This window comes from Sphingomonas sp. AP4-R1 (assembly GCF_013113735.1).
Classification (GTDB): Bacteria; Pseudomonadota; Alphaproteobacteria; order Sphingomonadales; family Sphingomonadaceae; genus Sphingomonas_I.
Map to the genome: position 1 here is coordinate 2,016,284 of NZ_CP053346.1, position 18,344 is coordinate 2,034,627.

The 18,344-nt window shown below is 67.5% G+C and carries 15 protein-coding genes; 7 read left to right on the forward strand and 8 right to left on the reverse strand.

Annotated features, from left to right (window positions below; translation table 11 throughout):
* Window position 1: 1 nt before the first annotated feature.
* A complete protein-coding gene (locus HL653_RS09520; protein ID WP_171744320.1) occupies window positions 2-742 on the forward strand; it encodes a dienelactone hydrolase family protein in 741 nt (246 codons plus the stop codon).
* A 207-nt stretch (window positions 743-949) separates the two neighbouring features.
* Window positions 950-1,144 carry a hypothetical protein gene (locus tag HL653_RS09525; protein WP_171744321.1) on the forward strand — a complete coding sequence of 65 codons (195 nt, stop codon included), beginning with the start codon at window positions 950-952 and terminating at the stop codon, window positions 1,142-1,144.
* Between the two features lie 140 nt (window positions 1,145-1,284).
* Here HL653_RS09525 and map read toward each other — a convergent pair whose 3' ends face one another.
* A complete protein-coding gene (map, locus tag HL653_RS09530; RefSeq protein WP_171744322.1) occupies window positions 1,285-2,121 on the reverse strand; it encodes a type I methionyl aminopeptidase in 837 nt (278 codons plus the stop codon).
* A gap of 64 nt (window positions 2,122-2,185) precedes the next feature.
* Here map and HL653_RS09535 point away from each other — a divergent pair, with 64 nt between their 5' ends.
* Window positions 2,186-2,944, forward strand: a complete 759-nt coding sequence (locus HL653_RS09535; RefSeq protein ID WP_253717803.1) for a molybdopterin-binding protein — start codon at window positions 2,186-2,188, stop codon at window positions 2,942-2,944.
* On the opposite strand, the gene HL653_RS09540 is transcribed toward HL653_RS09535, so the two are convergent.
* Complete coding sequence (locus HL653_RS09540; protein ID WP_171744324.1) at window positions 2,917-4,167, reverse strand: MFS transporter; 1,251 nt, start codon at window positions 4,165-4,167, stop codon at window positions 2,917-2,919. The two genes, HL653_RS09535 and HL653_RS09540, sit on opposite strands and share 28 nt — an antisense overlap.
* Window positions 4,164-4,883 (reverse strand): glutathione binding-like protein, encoded by a 720-nt coding sequence (locus tag HL653_RS09545; protein WP_171744325.1) that lies wholly within the window; start codon window positions 4,881-4,883, stop codon window positions 4,164-4,166. Before HL653_RS09545 ends, HL653_RS09540 begins: the two co-directional genes overlap by 4 nt.
* 127 nt (window positions 4,884-5,010) lie before the next feature.
* On the opposite strand from HL653_RS09545, the gene HL653_RS09550 reads away from it, so the two are divergent.
* Window positions 5,011-6,930 (forward strand): S9 family peptidase, encoded by a 1,920-nt coding sequence (locus HL653_RS09550; RefSeq protein WP_171744326.1) that lies wholly within the window; start codon window positions 5,011-5,013, stop codon window positions 6,928-6,930.
* 181 nt (window positions 6,931-7,111) lie between these two features.
* Here HL653_RS09550 and HL653_RS09555 read toward each other — a convergent pair whose 3' ends face one another.
* The 3 genes from HL653_RS09555 to HL653_RS09565 form a co-directional block, all read right to left on the reverse strand.
* On the reverse strand, window positions 7,112-7,573 hold the full coding sequence (locus HL653_RS09555) for a MucR family transcriptional regulator (protein ID WP_171744327.1): 462 nt from the start codon (window positions 7,571-7,573) through the stop codon (window positions 7,112-7,114).
* A 178-nt stretch (window positions 7,574-7,751) separates the two neighbouring features.
* On the reverse strand, window positions 7,752-8,021 hold the full coding sequence (locus HL653_RS09560) for an SWIB/MDM2 domain-containing protein (RefSeq protein ID WP_171744328.1): 270 nt from the start codon (window positions 8,019-8,021) through the stop codon (window positions 7,752-7,754).
* Between the two features lie 83 nt (window positions 8,022-8,104).
* Entirely contained in the window at window positions 8,105-8,308 is a 204-nt protein-coding gene (locus HL653_RS09565) for a DUF2945 domain-containing protein (protein ID WP_171744329.1), read from the reverse strand.
* An 83-nt stretch (window positions 8,309-8,391) separates the two neighbouring features.
* On the opposite strand from HL653_RS09565, the gene HL653_RS09570 reads away from it, so the two are divergent.
* From HL653_RS09570 to HL653_RS09580, 3 genes are all read left to right on the forward strand, one after another.
* Window positions 8,392-9,504 carry a glycosidase gene (locus HL653_RS09570; RefSeq protein ID WP_171744330.1) on the forward strand — a complete coding sequence of 371 codons (1,113 nt, stop codon included), beginning with the start codon at window positions 8,392-8,394 and terminating at the stop codon, window positions 9,502-9,504.
* A 546-nt stretch (window positions 9,505-10,050) separates the two neighbouring features.
* A complete protein-coding gene (locus tag HL653_RS09575; RefSeq protein ID WP_253718022.1) occupies window positions 10,051-10,518 on the forward strand; it encodes a MucR family transcriptional regulator in 468 nt (155 codons plus the stop codon).
* 178 nt (window positions 10,519-10,696) lie between these two features.
* Window positions 10,697-11,866, forward strand: a complete 1,170-nt coding sequence (locus HL653_RS09580) for a multidrug effflux MFS transporter (protein WP_253717805.1) — start codon at window positions 10,697-10,699, stop codon at window positions 11,864-11,866.
* Window positions 11,867-11,986: 120 nt separating this feature from the next.
* Here HL653_RS09580 and HL653_RS09585 read toward each other — a convergent pair whose 3' ends face one another.
* Window positions 11,987-16,177 (reverse strand): translocation/assembly module TamB domain-containing protein, encoded by a 4,191-nt coding sequence (locus HL653_RS09585; RefSeq protein WP_171744332.1) that lies wholly within the window; start codon window positions 16,175-16,177, stop codon window positions 11,987-11,989.
* Window positions 16,177-18,249: an autotransporter assembly complex family protein gene (locus HL653_RS09590; protein WP_253717813.1), complete on the reverse strand. Its 2,073-nt coding sequence runs from the start codon at window positions 18,247-18,249 to the stop codon at window positions 16,177-16,179. Before HL653_RS09590 ends, HL653_RS09585 begins: the two co-directional genes overlap by 1 nt.
* Between the last annotated feature and the right edge of the window lie 95 nt (window positions 18,250-18,344).

The following is an 18,344-nucleotide window of genomic DNA, read 5'->3' on the forward strand; positions in this document are numbered from 1 at the left end:
GATGCCGCACGAACAGGTTTCGATCCGCACGGCCGATGGCATCTGCCCGGCGCATGTCGTGACGCCGGAAGGCGCCGGACCCTGGCCGGCGGTGATCGTCTATATGGACGCGCTCGGCATGCGTCCGGCGCTGGTGCAGGTGGCGGATCGTCTCGCCGCCAACGGCTATCTCGCGCTGCTGCCCGATCTCTTCTACCGCTCGGGCGACTATCATATCCCGACGCCGACCGAGGCGTTCGCGACCGGCGATCTGATGGCGATCATCGGCCCGCACATGGCGCTGACCGGCCCGCTCAAGGCGGCCGAGGATACGCGCTATCTGCTGGAGTATCTCGACACGCGCGATGACGTGAAGGGCGAGGCGATCGGCACGGTCGGCTTCTGCATGGGCGGCGGCATGGCGCTGGCGGCGGCGGGCAGCTTCCCGGATCGCGTGGTGGCGGCCGCCAGCTATCATGGCGGCAACATCGCCTCCGACAAGCCGGACAGCCCGCATCTGCTCGCGCCTAAGATGAAGGCCGAGGTCTATGTCGCCGGGGCCGACGAGGATCCCAGCTATCCGTCCGAAATGGCTGAGCGGATGGAAAAGGCGCTGACGGACGCGGGCGTGACGCATCGCGCCGAAATCTATCCGGGCGCGCATCACGGCTGGATGAAGCCCGATTTCCCCATCTACAACAAGGACGCGGCCGAGCGCGGCTGGCGCGAGATGCTGGCTTTGTTCAAGCGCAATCTGGGCTGAGAGGGCGCCGACCTTATCGTGCTCCGACGAAAGCCGGAGCCCAGGGCTTCGGGCGCAGCGCTTGCAACTCTGGGCTCCTGCGTTCGCAGGAGCACGATTGACCGCTATGGGCGGTATGGGGACACCCTCCGGCCCCGCTGGCGGCCTTCTCCGAACTCCGGTATCATCTCCTTGAGCCAGAAAATGGCCGGGCCGGGGAGATGGCCAATGGAGAGTGAGAGAAATCCTTGCCATTTCTGGCTGGGAATCGAGTCGGAACACGACAGCGCCGAATGGGAGGCGCTGGTGCTGCAGCGCCTCAGGAGCCGGCACATTGAGCCGGAGCCGCCCTTCCTGCTCGCGGAAATCGTGCGGCCCGAAATGCCGCAGCCTGTCCCGAGGATGACCGTGCGGGCCGGTTAAAGACCCTCGCCTACCCAAGACTGTCATGCTGAACTTGTTTCAGCATCCATCGACCAACCGTTCCGCTTGGCGCAACGGTCAGGTGATGGACCCTGAAACAAGTTCAGGGTGACGACGTCAGGAAGTCGGGCTTTACCGGCTCAGCCCGCCATGCCGAGATGTGGCACGTGCAGCCCGGTCGGGCTCAGCGTGAAGACCTCGCAGCCCGTCTCGGTGATGCCGATCGAATGCTCGAACTGGGCCGAAAGGCTGCGGTCGCGCGTCACGGCCGTCCAGCCGTCGTCCAGCACCTTCACGTCGGGGCGGCCGATATTGATCATCGGCTCGATCGTGAAGAACATGCCAGGCTTCAGTTCCGGGCCGGTGCCGGGGCGGCCGACATGCACCACTTCGGGCGCGTCGTGGAAGATGCGGCCCACGCCGTGGCCGCAGAAATCGCGGACCACGCCGTAGCGATGCTTCTCGGCATGCGTCTGGATCGCATGGCCGATATCGCCGAGATGATTGCCGGGCTTCGCCTGCGCGATGCCCAGCATCAGGCATTCGTAGGTCACCTCGACCAGCTTCTTCGCCTTCAGCGGCACGTTGCCCGCCAGATAGGTTCGGTTCGTGTCGCCATGCCAGCCGTCGAGCAGGGGCGTCACGTCGACATTGACGATGTCGCCGTCCTTGATCGTCTTGGCGCTGGGGATGCCGTGGCACACGACATGGTTGATGCTGATGCAGCAGCTGTGCGTATAGCCGCGATAGCCGAGCGTTGCGGGCACGGCGCCGCCCGCGATCGTCATGTCATAGACGATCCGGTCGATCTCCTCGGTCGTCACGCCGGGCACGATATGCGCCGCCAGCGCGTCGAGGATCTCGGCGGCGAGCCGACCGGCACGGCGCATCCCCTCGAATCCGTCCTGGCCGTAGAGCTTGATCGAGCCGGTGCGCTGGACGACGTCGTCCGCAGTGATCGCCTGATAATGGGTCATGCCACCGATATAGAACGACGGGCGCCGCTTTGCCAGTCGCGCGGGCGGCGCTATGGGGGCGGGGATGGAGCCCACCCGGATCTGGACCGCCGCCCTTTTGGTGATCGGCGACGAAATTCTCTCGGGCCGCACGCAGGATCGCAACGTCGCCCAGATCGCCACCTGGCTCAACGTGCAGGGCATCCGCCTGGCCGAGGTGCGCGTGGTGGCGGACCGGATGGAGGCGATCGGGGAGGCGGTGACGATTCTCGCCGCCCGCAACGATTATCTGTTCACGACGGGCGGCATCGGCCCGACTCACGACGACATCACCGTGGATGCGATCGCCGCCGCGCTCGGCGTGCCGGTCGTGATCCACCCGCGTGCCCGCGCGATCCTGGAGGATTATTATGTCGATCGCGGGGGGCTGAGCGATGCGCGCCTGCGGATGGCGCGCACGCCCGAGGGCGCCTCGCTGATCGAGAATGCGATGTCGGGCGCGCCGGGCATCCGCGTCGGCAACATCTTCATCCTCGCGGGCGTGCCCAATATCGCCGCGCGCATGCTGGATGCGCTGACCGGCACGCTGGAGGGTGGCCTGCCGGTATTATCGCGCACGATCGGCTGCTGGGTGGGGGAGAGCGCGGTGGCGGAGCTGTTGCGGTTGACCGAGGCGGATCATCCCGGCTGCCAGATCGGCTCCTATCCCTTCTTCCGCGAAGGGCGCACCGGCGCGAACTTCGTGATCCGCGCGACCGACGCGGACCTGCTCACCCGCTGCACGGGCGAATTGCTCGTGCGCCTGGCCGAGGCCGGCTACATGGGCGTCGACGGCGGGATCTGATCCTGACCCCGGCCGGCGACCGAGAGGATCGCCATCGAGATCAGGCCCAGCACGGTCGCGATCGCGAAGCCCACGCCCACGAAGCGGAACGGCGCCGCGTCGCTGGTGAAATAAGCGAGCGCCGGGCTGAACAAGGCGGGCGCGATGATCGCGCCGATCGCGGCCACGCTGCCGTTGAAGCCCTGCAATTCGCCCTGCGCATCCGGCGGCACCTTGCGCGACATCAGCCCGTTCATCGCCGGGAAGACGAGGCTCTGGATCGGCTGGAGCAGCATCACCGCGAACACCATCCAGCCTTCGCGAATGACAATGTAGCAGACGAATTGCCCGATCGCCGCCGCCATGCCGAGCAGCACCGAGGATCGCTCGCCCAGCCGTTTCACGATCGGGCCGACGACCACCATCTGCCCGAACGCCATCAGCAGGCCGACCACCGCCAGCGAGGCGCCGATCATGCCCGGCGACCAGCCGAAGGCGGCGATGGCGAAGAAGGCCCAGGTGGCCGGATAGATCATGCTCGCCACCTGCCAGAAGAAGGCGGCGACGCTGATCGGGATCACGCCGTGCAGCTTGCCCAGCGATTGCCAGGCACCCACCGGATTGGCGCGGCGCAGGCTGAACGGGCGGCGGTTTTCCAGCCTCAGCGTCTCGGGGAAGAGGAACAGGCCGAACAGCAGATTGACCGTCGCCAGCGCCGCCGCCGCATGGAAGGGCGCGCGCGGGCCGAATTCGCCCAGCAGGCCGCCGATGGCGGGCCCGACGACGAAGCCGATGCCGAAGGCCGCGCCCATCATCCCGAAATAGCGCGCGCGCTCGTCGGGCGTGGACATGTCGGCGAGCGCCGCGCCCGCCGGGCCGAACGAGGCGCCGAACAGGCCGGCCAGTGCGCGGCCGAGGAACAGCCAGCCGAGCGAGGGCGCGAACCCCATCAGCGCATAATCGATCGCGAACCCGGCCAGCGCGCCCAGCAACACCGGCCGCCGCCCGAAGCGGTCGCCCAGATTGCCCACCAGCGGCCCGGAGAGGAATTGCACGGCGGCATAGACCACGCCCAGCCACCCGCCGATCCGTGTCGCCTCCGGCAGATCGACATGGCCCAGCTTCATCACGATATCGGGCAGCACCGGCAGCACGATGCCGAAGCCGATCGCATCGATCAGCACCGCCAGCAGCACGAAATAGACGGCGTGGCGCGAGGCGCCGGCTGCGGGCGCCGCCGTCATGCGGGGATGTTCGGGGTGGCGGAGGTGGCGGCGGTCTGGCCGAACAGGATTTTCTTCTCGGCGTCCGTCATCTGGTGGCCGGAGGCGCGGATGGCCTCGCCCTTGGCATAGGCCGCCACCGTGGCGGGCCGGGCGGCGATGGCGCCGAACCAGCGCTCAAGGTTCGGGAAATCCTCCAGTTTCTGGCCCTGTCGCTCGTGCGGTACGATCCAGGGATAGGCGGCCATGTCCGCGATCGAATAGTCCCTGCCGGCGAGGAAGGCGCGATCGGCCAGACGGCGATCCAGCACGCCATAAAGCCGGTTCGTTTCCTTCACGTAACGATCGATCGCATAGGGGATCTTCTCGGGCGCATATTGGGAGAAATGGTGGTTCTGCCCGGCCATCGGGCCGAGGCCGCCCATCTGCCACATCAGCCATTGCAGGATCTCGGTGCGGGCGCGCGGCGTGTCGCCGTAGAAACGGCCGGTCTTCAGCGCGAGATAGATCAGGATCGCGCCGCTCTCGAACACGCTCTGCGGTGCGCCGCCGTCGGCGGGTTCGTGATCGATGATCGCGGGCATGCGATTGTTGGGCGCGATCGCGAGGAAATCGGGGGCGAACTGCTCGCCCTTTCCGATGTCGATCGGCACGATGCGGTAGGGAAGGCCGGTTTCCTCGAGGAAAAGCGTGATTTTATGGCCGTTGGGGGTGGGCCAGTAATAGAGATCGATCATCACTCTTCTCCCGCGACAGGCGCCTTCCTCTACTGCGCCGCTTCGCAATCGGAAACTGCAGCGCTTGCAACCCTGCCACGCCCGTCGCATGGCGCGCGCCTTCGCCTTGAATGGATGCCGTTTGCCGATGTTCGCTTTGATCGCCGCCGCCGCTCTCGCTCCCGCCGCCACCCCCGCCAAAGCCGCACCCGTCCCGTCCGCGGCGCTCGCCAAATATGCGGCGCTGGCGATGGATGCGTCGGGCAAGCGCATCGCCACGGTGGACAGCCTCCACGCGGCGGGCGCGCCGGCCGCCGGCCACGGTATCGTCACGATCCGCGACACGACCGGCCGCGCTCGCCCGATGGGCTACGATCCGTGCGACGTGTGCCGCTATGACGGCCTCTCCTGGTCGCCCGACGGCAAGACGCTCGCCTTCGTCGCGAGCGGACGGGGCGAGGCGACGCTCTATCGGCTGGACGGCGGCACCGTCGCCAGGGTGACGAGCGTGAAGGGCCTGATGGCCAATCCGCGCTGGTCGGCGGACGGCAGGACGATCGCCTTCCTCGCCACGATCGATGCCGCCAAGGAAACGGGTGCCGCCATGCCCGGCGTGCGCCAGGTGGGCGTGATCGGCGAGAAGAATGACAGCCGCCGCATCGCCACCGTCCCCGCGCTCGGCGGCGCGCCGCGCCTGATCTCGCCCGAGGGCACGTTCGTCTATGAATATGACTGGACGCCGGACGGACGCGGCTTCGTCGGCACGGCGGCCGAGGGCAATGGCGACAATCAATGGTGGGTCGCCAGCCTGCGCGCCTTCCCGATCGACGGCGCGATGCGGACTCTCGCCGCGCCGAAGCTGCAGATGAACTTCCCGCGCGTCGCGCCCGATGGCGCCAGCATCGCCTTCATCGGCGGGCTGATGAGCGATTTCGGATCGGTCGGCGGCGATGTCTATGTGGTGCCGATCGCGGGCGGCACGCCGCGCAACGTGACGCCCGGTTACGCCGCCACCTTCACCTCGCTGGTGTGGCGCGGCACGCGGCTGATCGCGGGTGTCACGCAGGGCGGCTCGACCGGCACTGCCGTGATCGATCCGGCCAAGGGCGTGCTCGCCGCGCCGATCGTGGCAGCGCGGACGATCGACGCGGGCGACGGCCGCGTCGCGCTCGATCGCTCGGGCGTGTGGGCGGCGGCCGTGGCGGAGGATTATGCGACCCCGCCGCGCATCCTGTTCGGCCCGCTCAATAACATGAAGCCGATCAGCCACGAGAATGATGCGATCGTCTCGACCAACGTCGCGACCGATATTCGCTGGCGCAATGCGGGGCGGCAGGCGCAGGGCTGGCTGCTCGCGCCCTCCGCCACCGTCCCGGCGGACAAGGCGCCGATGATCACGATCGTGCATGGCGGCCCGGCCTCCGCCGCCACGCCGCGCTTCCCGTGGACCGGCCCCGTCGCGTCCTTCCTGAAGGCGGGGTATTGGGTGTTCCAGCCCAATCCGCGCGGCAGCTATGGCCAGGGCGCGGCGTTCGTGCGCGCCAACGTGCGCGATTTCGGCGGCGGCGATCTCTCCGACATTCTCGCCGGCATCGATGCGGTGGAGAAGCAGGCGCCGATCGATGATGCGCGCCTCGGCGTCTATGGCCACAGCTATGGCGGCTTCATGACGATGTGGACCGTCACGCACAGCCAGCGCTTCAAGGCGGCGGTGGCGGGCGCGGGCATTGGCGACTGGGTCGCTTATTACGGGCAGAACGGGATCGATCAGTGGATGATCCCCTATTTCGGCGCCTCGGCCTATGACGAGCCCGGCATTTACGACAAGCTCTCGCCCGTCCGCTACGTGCGCGCCGCGAAGACGCCGACGCTAATGTATGTGGGCGAGCGCGACGTGGAGACGCCCGCCGCGCAGAGCCTGGAATTCTGGCACGGCCTGAAGGCGATGAACGTGCCGACCGAACTCGTCATCTACGCCGACGAGGGCCACGCCATCCGCGATCCGAAGAACCTCGCGGATCAGGAGACGCGGATGCTGGGCTGGTTCGATCGCTATCTGAAGAAGTGAGCGAGTGGCTCGTTCGGTAAGGGAAAGGAAGAAAGAGGTTCACGCAGAGGCGCGGAGAGGGTTGCGATTGTCGCGGCGGAGCCGCTTGATCTCCATGCTGGGGAATAATGACAGGCGCTTCGCGCCCTGATCCCTCCGCGTCTCTGCGTGAACCCTTTCCTCTTCTCTTATCCGCCGGCGATCAGGCCGCAGCCTTGGGCTTGCGGCCGCGCTTGGCCGGGGCGGGAGCTGCTGCTTCCTTGGGTTTGCGGCCGAGGCCGATCTGCTTGGCGAGTTCGCGACGGCGATCGGCATAATTGGGCGCGACCATCGGATAATCGGCCGGAAGCTTCCATTTCTGGCGATATTGCTGGGGGGTCATGCCATAGCGCGTCTGCAAGTAGCGCTTCAGCATCGTCAGCTTCTTGCCGTCTTCCAGGCAGACGATGTAATCGGGCTTCACCGAAGAGCGCACCGATACGGCGGGCTTCGCTTCGGTGGAGGGCGCTGCTTCTACGGTATCTTTACCAAGGCCGCTCAGCGCTTCGTGAACGCGCTGGATAAGATCGGGAAGATCGCCGGGAACAACCCGGTTGTGCCCCACATGGGCGGCGACGATCTCGGCGGTCAACGTGAGGATCGTCTGGTCGGCTTGCTCCGTCATCGATCATTCCCTCCGCATAGCGCGACAAGCTGTTGGGAGCGCGCCGGGTTGTTGTGGCGGCTGCATAACAGGAGAAGTGGTTCGATGAGAAGAGTTTATCTTTCGTTTGGGATGCTTTCGAAAAAACGGCCCAAAAGCTTTTGGCGGACGGCCGTCCGGGCCGTCCGCCAGATACCGCTTACTTGACGTGCGCGGAGATGTGCTTGTTCATCTCGAACATGCTAACGCTCTTTTTGCCGAAGACCTTCTCCAGCTGGGCGTCCGCATTGATCTGGCGCTTGTCCTTGGAATCCTGCAGATTGTTCTTCTTGATATATTCCCACATCTTGCTGACGATCTCGCTGCGCGGCATCGGGCCGGTGCCGACGATCGCGCCGAGATCGGCCGACGGGGTCACGGGCTTGTGAATGCCGCCGGTCGGCGCCTTCGCAGTGGTTTCCTTAGCCATTACATTTCTCTCCTGCTCTGAGAATGAGCCTCTCCTTAGGCGGCGTTTTCGGAGAGGGCGAGTGCTTTCGTGAGGGGAAATGGTCACTCCCGCCTCAGGGCGCCGGGCTTGTGCGCCGCTTCACCGCCTTTGTCGGATCGTACGAGATATTGCGCATCGTCCGGCGACGCCGCCACCTTATGGCCTTTGATGTGGCGTTCCGCGGTCAGCTTGCGCTCGACCGTGCCGTGCGCGGTGCCGCCGTGCGAGGCCCAGCGGACCTTATCGCCCTTCCGAAAGCTGGTCATGACGCGCAAGCTCCTTACTCCACGGGAGCCAATCGCGCGGTCGCGGTTTTGGTTGCGAGCAGGCGGCGGACGATGAGGGCGCGATGGACGATTATCTGATCTTCACGCCGGACGACGTGGATCTTGCCCGCTCGCCGCTGCGTGCGTCGCTCTCCGCCGAAACCTATGTGCTGGGTGCGTTCAATCCGGGCTTCACGCGCCTGCCGGGCGGCAATCTGCTGCTGATGGTGCGCGTGGCCGAGGCGCTGAAGGAGCCGGTCGCGGGCGATCAGGTTCATGCGATCCGCTGGGCGGACGGCGCCTACGTGCTGGACGCGCATCCGCTCACCGCCGTCAACATGAGCGATCCGCGTCAGTTCGACATTGGCGGCTCCCCCTATCGGATGCTGGGGCTCACCTCGATGTCGTGGCTGCTGCCCGTCGAACTGGATCCCGAGGGGCGGCGCGTGCTGGCGGTGCATTACGATCGCGCGATCGCGCCGACCCGATCCTATCAGGTCTATGGGATCGAGGATCCGCGCATCACGAAGGTGGGCGATCGCTGGTACATGACGACCTGTTCCGTCTCGCCCGAGCGCCATTCCACCACACTCTACACGTCCGGCAATGCGCTGGACTGGACGCTGGAAGGTATCGTCCTCGATCATCAGAACAAGGACATGATCTTCTTCGAGGGCAAGGTGGGGGGGCGCTTCCTGGCGCTCACCCGTCCGCTGGGCGAACTCTACTTCGCCTATCCGGAGGGAAGCGACTATGTCGGCGGCCCCTCGATCAACCTCGCCCAGTCGCCCGATGCGCTGCACTGGAAGCCGATCGATCATCCGGGCATCCGCGCGCGGCGGGGATCGACATCGGCGATGAAGGTGGGCGGCGGCGCCCAGCCGGTGCTGACCGATACGGGCTGGCTCGTCCTCTATCACGGCGTGGAGACACGGGCGAAGGTGGGCGTCTATCGGACCTTCTGGGCGCTGCTCGACAGAGACGAACCGTGGAAGATCCTGCGCCTGGAAGACGAGGCGCCGCTGCTGGAGGCCAATCCGGCGCTGACCGCGCCAATCGCGCATCAACTCTATCTGCCGACCGAAGTCGTCTTCACCACGGGCATCGTTGAGGCCGGCGATCATTATATCGTCGCGAGCGGCGAGGCTGATCTCGCCTGCCGCATCACGCATGTCGCGAAGAGTCGCTTCGCCTGAAGATCAGGCGTGCCCTGCGCCACCGGGACGACGGAAGCATGTTCCTCGCCCGATGACTGTCCGAGTCTTCGATCCGGGCGTCGCGGCGGTCGCTCGTTTTTTCGGCGAGACGGTCGCTGCAGTTCGATCGGGACCGTGGCGGCGGGATCCTTCATCAACCCGCTTGATCGATTCCGATGAGCCTTTCGGCTTTTCGGACGTTGAAGCGATGTCATCTTGTGCCGATGCTAGGGCGCGTCGGCGCGGTGAATGACGGTATTGATGGAAAGCGGCGCGACATCTTCTCTTCAGGCCACTTTCGAAGACGCTGCGCTCAAAAGCGGCCGAGGCGGGACGATTAACCATATCGTGACGCTTGAGACGCCAAAGAAGCGATTTTCCGTAGATCGTATGGGTAATCGCTGTTTTGGCCTTTATAGCCAAAATCACGTGTCCCAGGGCCCGCAGACAGGATCAGTTCATCACAGTTGGTATGGAATGTTACAAATTTCTACTGGCCATCCGAAATCATCGAACTATATCGCGCCCGTCCCTAAGGAGCTAGCCGTGTCCACTGATAATCAGGATTTGATCACGCTCACCGCCGATATCGTGTCGGCTCATGTGAGCAACAACAGCGTCCCCACCGCGGAAGTCGCGGCGCTGATCCAGAGCGTGTATGGCGCGCTCGGCGCGCTGGGCACGCCGGCGCTTGAGCCGGTTGCCGAGAAGCCGAAGGGCGCCGTTTCGCTGCGCTCGTCGATCAAGCCGGATTTTCTGATCAGCATGATCGATGGCAAGCCCTACAAGATGCTTCGCCGTCACATTTCGCAGCACGGCTATACGCCGGAGAGCTATCGCGAGGCTTTCGGCCTGCCGCGTGACTATCCGATGGTCGCCGCCAATTATGCCGAGCAGCGCCGCGCGCTCGCGCACAAGATCGGCCTGGGCCGCAAGCCGCGCTCGGCCACCGCTGCCCCGGCGGCGGCTGCTGCCGCGCCGAAGCGCCGCGCCCGCAAGGCGGTCGAGGCCTGAACCGTTCGCGGCGCCTCCCCAAAAGGTGCCGACGACGTAAATAAAGGGGCGGGAGCGGTTGCTCCTGCCCCTTTTCTTTGGGAATAGGCCGCGTATGTCCGTGCCACCTGTTCGTGCGCCCGGCGCCAGCGATCCCGGTCTTTCCTTCCGGCCTTTCGTCGCGCTGATGGCCTGTCTCATGGCCATGAATGCGCTTGCGATCGATATCATGCTCGCGGCGCTGCCGGAGATTGCGCGCAGCCTCCACATCGCCACCGAAAACCAGCGGCAGTGGATCATCGCCACCTACGTGATCGGCTTCGGCTCCGCGCAACTGGTGTGGGGGCCGCTGGCGGATCGCTTCGGGCGCAAGCCGATCGTGGTGGCCAGTACCGCCTCCTTCTGCGTGCTGAGCCTGGTGGCAGGGCTCTCCAGCACCTTTCCGCTGCTGCTGATCGCCCGCTTCTGGCAGGGGGTGGCGGCGGCCGCATCGCGCGTGCTGGTCGTCTCGATCGTGCGCGATTGCTATGAGGGACGGCAGATGGCGCGGGTGATGAGCCTGGCCTTCATGTGCTTCCTCGCCGTGCCGATCCTGGCGCCCAGCATCGGCCAGATCATCCTGCTGGCGATGGGAAGCTGGCGCTGGATCTTCCTGCTGCTCGGCGCCTTCGGCGGGCTGCTGGGGATCGTGGCGTGGTTCAAGCTCAAGGAAACGCTGCACCCCGAATATCGCCAGCCCATCTCGATCGGCGGCGTGGCCACGGCGATGGCGCGCGTGATCGGCGATCGCACGGCGGCGGGCTATTCGCTGTCCAGCGCCTTCGCCTTCGGCTCGCTGATGGGCTTCATCAATTCGGCCGGGCAGATCTTCGCCGACATCTTCCATGCGGCGGCGATGTTCCCGCTGGTCTTCGCGTGCATCGCGGGATCGATGGGAGTCTCGTCCTTCCTGAACTCGCGCATCGTCGGCCGGTTCGGCACGCGGCGCGTCTCGCAATCGGCGATGTTCGGCTTCACCGTTCTGGCGATCATCCACCTCGTCGTCGCTTTGAGCGGGCGGGAGACGATCTGGACGCTCGCCATCATCCAGTCCGCCACGATGTTCTGCTTCGGCATGATGGGCGCGAACTTCGGATCGATGGCGATGGAGCCGGTGGGCGACATCGCCGGCACGGCCTCGTCGATCCAGGGCTTCTTCCAGACGTTGATCGGCGCGCTGATCGGGCTGGTGATCGGCCAGTCGTTCGACGGCACCACCGTGCCGCTCGCCATCGGCTTCACCGTGATCGGCTTCTGCGTGATCGCGACGGTGACGTTCACCGAGCGCGGCAAGCTCTTCCGCCCCCACCACGCGCCGGTCCTGAGCTGATTTCTCTTTTTCGCCATCCCGGACCTGATCCGGAATCCCGCTTCTTTTTGCGTCGAGAAGAAAAAGCGAGACCCCGGATCAAGTCCGGGGTGACGATAAGACGGACATGCCCCGCCGCGCTCAATAATCCTTCGAGACGCGCACGTTGCCGCTCTGTCGCCCGATCGTGGAGATGGTCGAGAGCAGGGACAGCCAGCGCGTGATGCGGAATTCGGCGCTCGTGGCGGAATAGCCGGCGCCGTCGGTGACGACCTCCACATAGGTGCGGCGTCCGATATATTTGCCGGCCGCCACCGCCGACTTCGCGCCCGTGGTGGGATCGGCGGGCAGGATGCGCAGGCGATCGAGCCGCACCGCGCGGCGCACCGCGTTGATCGGATCGAGATTGAGCCCGCCCTTGTTGCCCGAGCTGCGCAGCGAGGCGACCGCCGCCGCCAGCTGAAGCGCTTCCGGCGCGGACAGGTTCGTGATCGAGGTGCCGAACAGCAGGCGCGAGAGTAGCTCGTCCTCCGGCAAAGCGGGGACGCTCTGGAAGCTGATCTCGGGCTTCAGCCCGGTGCCAGACACCTGGATCGAGGCGTTCAGCCCTTGCAGGTCGGCGCGCGCGGTGATGTCCAGGATCGGATCGGGCGGGGCCGCGCCGGTGAAGCGGATGATGCCGCGCTCCAGCTCGAACCGGCGGCCGGCGAACTGATAGCCGCCGCGCACCAGATCGGCCTTGCCGCCGATCGCGGGATTGTTGACCGCGCCCTTGATCGTCAGGTCCGCGCGCCATTCGCTGTCGAGGCCGAGGCCGCGCACCAGCATCTGGTTGCGCGCATGCGCCTTCAGGTCGAGCTGCCAGGGGCGGGGCGGGGGCGTGTCGTCGAAATCCTCGTCGTCGGCGTTGACGTCCGTCACGGTCAGCTGCGCCACCTGCGCGGCGGCGGCGCTGCCCAGTTGATAACGGCTCTTGATCAGATCCAGCGAGCCGCCGATCGTGCCGGTGCGCCCGTCCGACTTGATCGTGATCGGCCCGGTGACGGTGGCTCCCAGATCGTCGCGGTTCAGGATCTGCGCGTTGGTGGCCATCAGCGCGAGGTCCATCGCCACGCCGGTCGCGCCCGACAGGTCGAAATCGCCCCGGCCGGTGACGGTGCCGTCGCCCGGCGTCGATCCGCTCATCTGCGAGAGGATCAGGCGCGAGCCTTCGAACGTGCCGCTCGCCTTGATCCCGCGCACCACCGTGCCGGTGACGCTGCTTTCGAGGCGGCCCGCATCGGTGCGGAGCGAGCCGCGGATCTGCGGATCGGCGAGCGTGCCGCCCGCATCGGCCGTCACGGTCAGTGGGCCCGAAAGATCGATCGTTTCCACGCCGGTCAGCCGCCAGAGGATGTCGGCGGGCCCCATGTAGCGCAGCTGCGCGAAGAGCGGCGCGTTCAGGATGCGGTCGGCCAGATCGGCCCCCGCGCCCAGCGGCGCCACCTTCGCCTGCGCGCGCCCGATCGTCTTCCCCTGCGAGACGGCGACGGCGCGCGCGGCGATGCCGCCCGGCGTGAGCGCCGCGGCCAGCCCCAGATCGATCGGCTGCGAGGCGAGGACGAGGCCCGCGCGGGCGAGGCCGCGCACCGTCACGTCCATCCGGCCGGTCGGGGCGGCCTGCCCCTCGCGCCGGAAAGCCAGCTTGCCGCTGGCATAGCCGGAGAGGCCGAGCTTCGGCGCGAAGATGTCCGCCAGGATCAGCGGCACATGCTCCAGCGTGGCATCGAACGCCACGCGGCCCGGCCCGAACTCGCCGCCGACCAGAGCGGCGCCGCCCGCATAATCCAGCCGTGTGGGTGCGAGCTTCCAGCCATCGCCCTGCGCGCTGATCCGGGCGGGCTGGGGCAGGCTGATCGGGCGGCCGTCGAGATTGCCCGAGGCGCTGATCGCGGCCTGGCCGGGCTCCAGCTGCGCGCCGACCTTCAGATCGAACGTCTTGCCCCGGCTGCCGACGATCGTGCCCGATACGGTGCCGCGCCCGCCGCGCAGATGCGCCTGCGCCGCCAGCCGCGCGATAGAGACCGCGCCGCGCCGCAGCCCGCGCCCGGTGAAGGTGCCGTCCAGCCCCAGCGCGTCCGGATCCAGCAGGATCGTGCCGTCCAGCTGCCCGCGCCCGATCCCAATCGGATTGGCGGCGGCCAGCTTCGCGCCGGTGAAGCTCAGATGCGGATCGATCCGCTGGATCGTGCCCTGTGGCGCGAAATTCAGCGCGCCCGCCATGCCGCCGCCCGAAAGATCGAGCCGGCCGGTGAAGCCTTCGGGATCGGAGCGCAGCCGCCCGCTGGCGCGCGTACCGGAGGCATCCAGCGCGCGCACGTCGATCACGGTGGGCTGGCCGGGCGGCGTCTCGATCGCGCCGTTCGCGGCGAACGGCCCGAGCGTGGAGCCACCGGTCGCGCGGAAATCGAAGCCGTTGGGCAAGGGATCGAGCGTGAGATGGACATCGGTGGTGCCCAGCGCCGGCACGGGCGCGTCGAGCATCAGATCGACCTTCGGATGATCGATCATCCCGTCCAGCGCGAGGCGGAAGGCGCCGTACACGTCCTGCTGGCCCGCGCCGTCAAACTGGAACGTGCCGTCGCGGCGGCGCATGCCGGTGCCCGTGATGCGGATCGCGGGGCCGGTGAGGACGAGATTCTGGAAGCGCAGCGTGCCGTCCGGATCGCGGATCAGCTTCGTATCGAGATGCGGCAGGCCGCCGGCCAGCGATCGCAGGAAGGCATTGTCGAAGCGGCGCACGTCGGCCGTGCCGTGGCCCGTCACCACCGTGCCCTTGCCGCCCGGTCCCGGCGCCACCGACAGCACGCTATCCACATCGACGATGCCGAGGCCGGGGATCAGATAGCGTTTGAGCCCGCCCGTGAGCGCGACATCATAGGCGCCGCTGACGAGATCGATCCGCAGGCCGAGCTTGCCGTTGAGCTTGTCCGACGAGAGGGCGAGGCCGGTGCCCGTGATCGCCTTGCCGTCCACCGACAGCGTGCCCACCACCTTCAGATTGGCGAGGATGCCGCCCGCGACATCGCCGATGCCGGTGACCCGCGCGGCGGACAGCGTGATCGGCAGCGCGACGGGGATCTTGCCGAAGCGGCCCGCGCCGGTGGCGGAGACGCGATCGAAGCCGGTATTGTCGAAGGCGATGTGCGGGCTCGTCAGCGCATAACGGAATGCGGGCTCCTTGAAGTCGCCGTCCAGCATCATGTGGAGCCGCACCTGCTGGCCCGTCATGTTCGGGAAGAGGGCGGAGGGATCGCGTAGATCCACGTCCAGCGCGAAGTCGCGGAACGCGCTGTTGGCCAGATCGAGTCGGCCTTTCGTGCCCAGCCGCAGCGCCTGGCTCGCCACCGCGAGGCTTCCCGTCAGCTGGCGATCGGCGAGCTTTGCATGCCCCGCCACGGAGATGATGTTCGCCGTCAGCCGCTGCAATTTGCCGGTGAGGAAGGGGGAGGGGGCGAGGCGGCCGTTCAGGCCATAATCGCCATCCTTCACGGTCAGCGCCAGATCGGCGATCGCCTTGTCGTCCAGCCGGGCGTGGGCGTGGCCCTGCCAGCGATGCCAGGTGCCGCGCCCGTCGACGGCGGCGAGGATCGGCCGCTTCGTGCCGAACAGGCCGCCGATCACGCCGCCGGCTGGCCCCTCGGCCCGCGCGATCAGGCGGAAGACGTCGCCATCGGGCTCCGCATCCAGATCCACCGCGAGCCGGTCGCGCTTGTTGCTCGCCGTCTGCAGCCAGATCATCGCGCGGCGGCCGTGGACATCGGCGCGCGCCGCGAGCTTCGCCTCCGCCGCCGTGCCCGCCACGGCCTTGCCCAGCCGGAAGTGGCGCACCTCCAGCTTGCCGATGCGGATGTCGAAGCCGGGCAGGATCGGGCCCTTCTTCGTGCTGCGGAGCTTGGGCAGCCGATCCAGCGTCACCAGATCGGACGAGAGGCTGCGTATATCCAGCCGATTGGAGAGCCAGCCGAGCGGGCGCCAGTCGAGCCGGATGGCGGGCGCCTCGAAGAACTGGCCCTTCAGGTCATAGAGCCGCACGTCGCGCAGCACCGCCCGGTTCCAGATCGACCCCTCGATCCGGCCGATGCGGATGCGCAGGCCCGTCTTGATCTTCAGCTCCGCGATGCGATCGACGATCAGCCGATGGCCGGGGCCGGTATCCACGGCCAGGATCGCCAGCCCGAACGCCATGAACAGGCTCAGCAGCGCGACGCCCAGGCCGCGCAGCAGGCGGTTGCGCTTCGCCGGCGGCGGGGGCGCCTCTGCGGGGATCTCTTCGGGCGGCAGCGCGTCCATCAGAAGGCCTGCCCGAGCGACACATAGACGGCGACGCGGGATTCGCCCGGCCGCCGTGCGATCGGCGTGCCCACGTCGATGCGGATCGGGCCGAAGCTGGTATAATAACGCGCGCCGAGCCCCGCGCCGTAGCGCATGTGGCTGACCTTCGGGATATTGCTGTCGGTGAGGCTGCCGCCGTCGAAGAAGGGCACCACGCCGAACGATCCGAAGCGGAAGCGCACCTCGCTGCCGAACTCGGTCAGCCCGCGCCCGCCCACGGGATCGCGATCCACGTCGACCGGGCCGATGCCCTGATAGCTGTAGCCGCGCACCGATCCGCCGCCGCCCGAATAGAGCCGGCGCGACGGCGCGATGATCGACGTGCTGGCGCCCGTGATCGAGGCGACGCGGATGCGCCCCGCCAGCACGATCGAGGATGTCGCCGGCCAATAGGCGCTCGCATCGAACTGCATCTTCACATAGCCGTCGAACGTCTTGTGGAGCGAGGCTTCGGGCGAGATGCGGCCCGTGATGCGATAGCCCTTGCTGGGGTTCAGCAGGTCGTCCGTGCCGTCATAGGAGAGCGTGGCGGGCACGGCCGCGACGAGGAAGTTGCGGCGGCGCGCCTGGCCCGTCGCCTGGATCGTGTCGCGTTCGTCCGACGCGAGCAGCTCGCCACCGAGCGACCAGGTCCATTTCTTCTGCCAGATGATGTTGGTCTGCCGCTCCAGATTGGCCGAAACCGAGAAGGTGCGCGCGTCATAGGCGTTGAGATTGCTGTGGGAGGCGGCGATCTGCGCGTTCAGCACGCGATCGCGCGCCCGATAATTGGAGCGGCGCAGCGTGGCGCTCAGCAATTGCTCGCGCGTGCCGGCGATGCCCCGGAAGGTGACGGCGCCCTCGGGCGGCAGCAGATTGCGATGCTGCCACGAAATTTCGGCGCGCGCGCCTTCGCCCGTGCCGTAGCCCAGCTCGCCCGCGATCGTGCGCGGCGGCGCGGGCTCGGTCAGCACCCGGATATCGACCAGCGCCGGGTCCTCCGCCGGCACCGGCGTGATCGTCGCGACCGAGACGAGGCTGGTCTGGATCAGCGCGCGGCGCAGATCATCGAGCAGGGGCGCGTCGAATTCGTCGCCCTCGTGGAAGCGGGCGATCTCGCCCAAGTGGCGCGAGGAGAAGACCGGCTTGTTGCCCGTGGCGACGATCTTGCCGAAGCGCGCGGGCGCGCCGGGATCGACGTCCAGCTTCAGCGTCGCCTCGCCGCTGGCGTGATCCACCGTCACCTGCGGCTCGCCGACCTTCGCGAAGGGGAAGCCTTCGTGGCCCAGCCGCGCGCGATAGGCGATCACCTCGTTGGTGACGCGATCGGCATCCACCGCGTCGCCGGGCTTGACCGCGAAGGCGGATCCCAGCGCCGCCGCTTTCGCCCCGGCCTTGTCGACGCCGACGAGATCGACGGTGGCGAAGCGATAGCTGCGCCCCGGCGTCACGGCCAGCGTCACCGCGATCGGCATGGCAGCGGTGTCGACGCGGCTCAGCACCTCGCCGTCATAGCGGCCGATCGAGCGCAGCAGCTGCTTCATCAGCGCCTCGTCCTCGTTGACGCGGCGGTTGATCTGGGCGGCGTTGGCGGGCTTGTCGTCGCCCGCATCCAGCGCGGAGAGTGCGTTGAATCGCAGGCGGAAATCGGCGCCCAGTTCCTCGATGCCGGTGATCGTGACGCGATAGGGGCGGGCCAGCTCGGCCTCGACGGCGGCGGAGTCGGAGCGTCGGGCCTTGCCCGTGCCGGATGCCGATGCCGCGCCGGTGGCAGGGGCTGATGCGTCCGGGGCCGGGGCGGGGGCCGCGTCCGGGGCGGAGAGATCGGGCCAGTCGACGCCCAGATCGGGCATCGGCGCCAGCGGCAGATCGGCGGAGATCAGGCCCTGATCCGGCGCGGGCGGTGCCAGGACGGGCAGGGGGGCGGCCGACGGGGCCTGCTGGCCAGGTGCGGCAGGCGCGACTGTCTGGGCCCCGGCGGACAGCGAATTCAGGCAGAGTGTCGCAGCCGCGGCGGCATATTTCGCCGCCCGCATCCGTACCGCAGGCATGCCTCTCCCTAGGGCAGGCGCGCGCGCGCCGCCAGCGCTTGCGACACGTTAACGCCACGGGCTGGCCACGCCCGCGCGACAGTGGCAGGGAGGGC

Coding starts and splice junctions, on each gene's coding strand:
- HL653_RS09520 (WP_171744320.1), top strand. CDS start 2: ATGCCGCACGAACAGGTTTCGATCCGCACGGCCGATGGCATCTGCCCG.
- HL653_RS09525 (WP_171744321.1), top strand. CDS start 950: ATGGAGAGTGAGAGAAATCCTTGCCATTTCTGGCTGGGAATCGAGTCG.
- map (WP_171744322.1), bottom strand. CDS start 2,121: ATGACCCATTATCAGGCGATCACTGCGGACGACGTCGTCCAGCGCACC.
- HL653_RS09535 (WP_253717803.1), top strand. CDS start 2,186: ATGGAGCCCACCCGGATCTGGACCGCCGCCCTTTTGGTGATCGGCGAC.
- HL653_RS09540 (WP_171744324.1), bottom strand. CDS start 4,167: ATGACGGCGGCGCCCGCAGCCGGCGCCTCGCGCCACGCCGTCTATTTC.
- HL653_RS09545 (WP_171744325.1), bottom strand. CDS start 4,883: ATGATCGATCTCTATTACTGGCCCACCCCCAACGGCCATAAAATCACG.
- HL653_RS09550 (WP_171744326.1), top strand. CDS start 5,011: ATGTTCGCTTTGATCGCCGCCGCCGCTCTCGCTCCCGCCGCCACCCCC.
- HL653_RS09555 (WP_171744327.1), bottom strand. CDS start 7,573: ATGACGGAGCAAGCCGACCAGACGATCCTCACGTTGACCGCCGAGATC.
- HL653_RS09560 (WP_171744328.1), bottom strand. CDS start 8,021: ATGGCTAAGGAAACCACTGCGAAGGCGCCGACCGGCGGCATTCACAAG.
- HL653_RS09565 (WP_171744329.1), bottom strand. CDS start 8,308: ATGACCAGCTTTCGGAAGGGCGATAAGGTCCGCTGGGCCTCGCACGGC.
- HL653_RS09570 (WP_171744330.1), top strand. CDS start 8,392: ATGGACGATTATCTGATCTTCACGCCGGACGACGTGGATCTTGCCCGC.
- HL653_RS09580 (WP_253717805.1), top strand. CDS start 10,697: ATGGCCATGAATGCGCTTGCGATCGATATCATGCTCGCGGCGCTGCCG.
- HL653_RS09585 (WP_171744332.1), bottom strand. CDS start 16,177: ATGGACGCGCTGCCGCCCGAAGAGATCCCCGCAGAGGCGCCCCCGCCG.
- HL653_RS09590 (WP_253717813.1), bottom strand. CDS start 18,249: ATGCCTGCGGTACGGATGCGGGCGGCGAAATATGCCGCCGCGGCTGCG.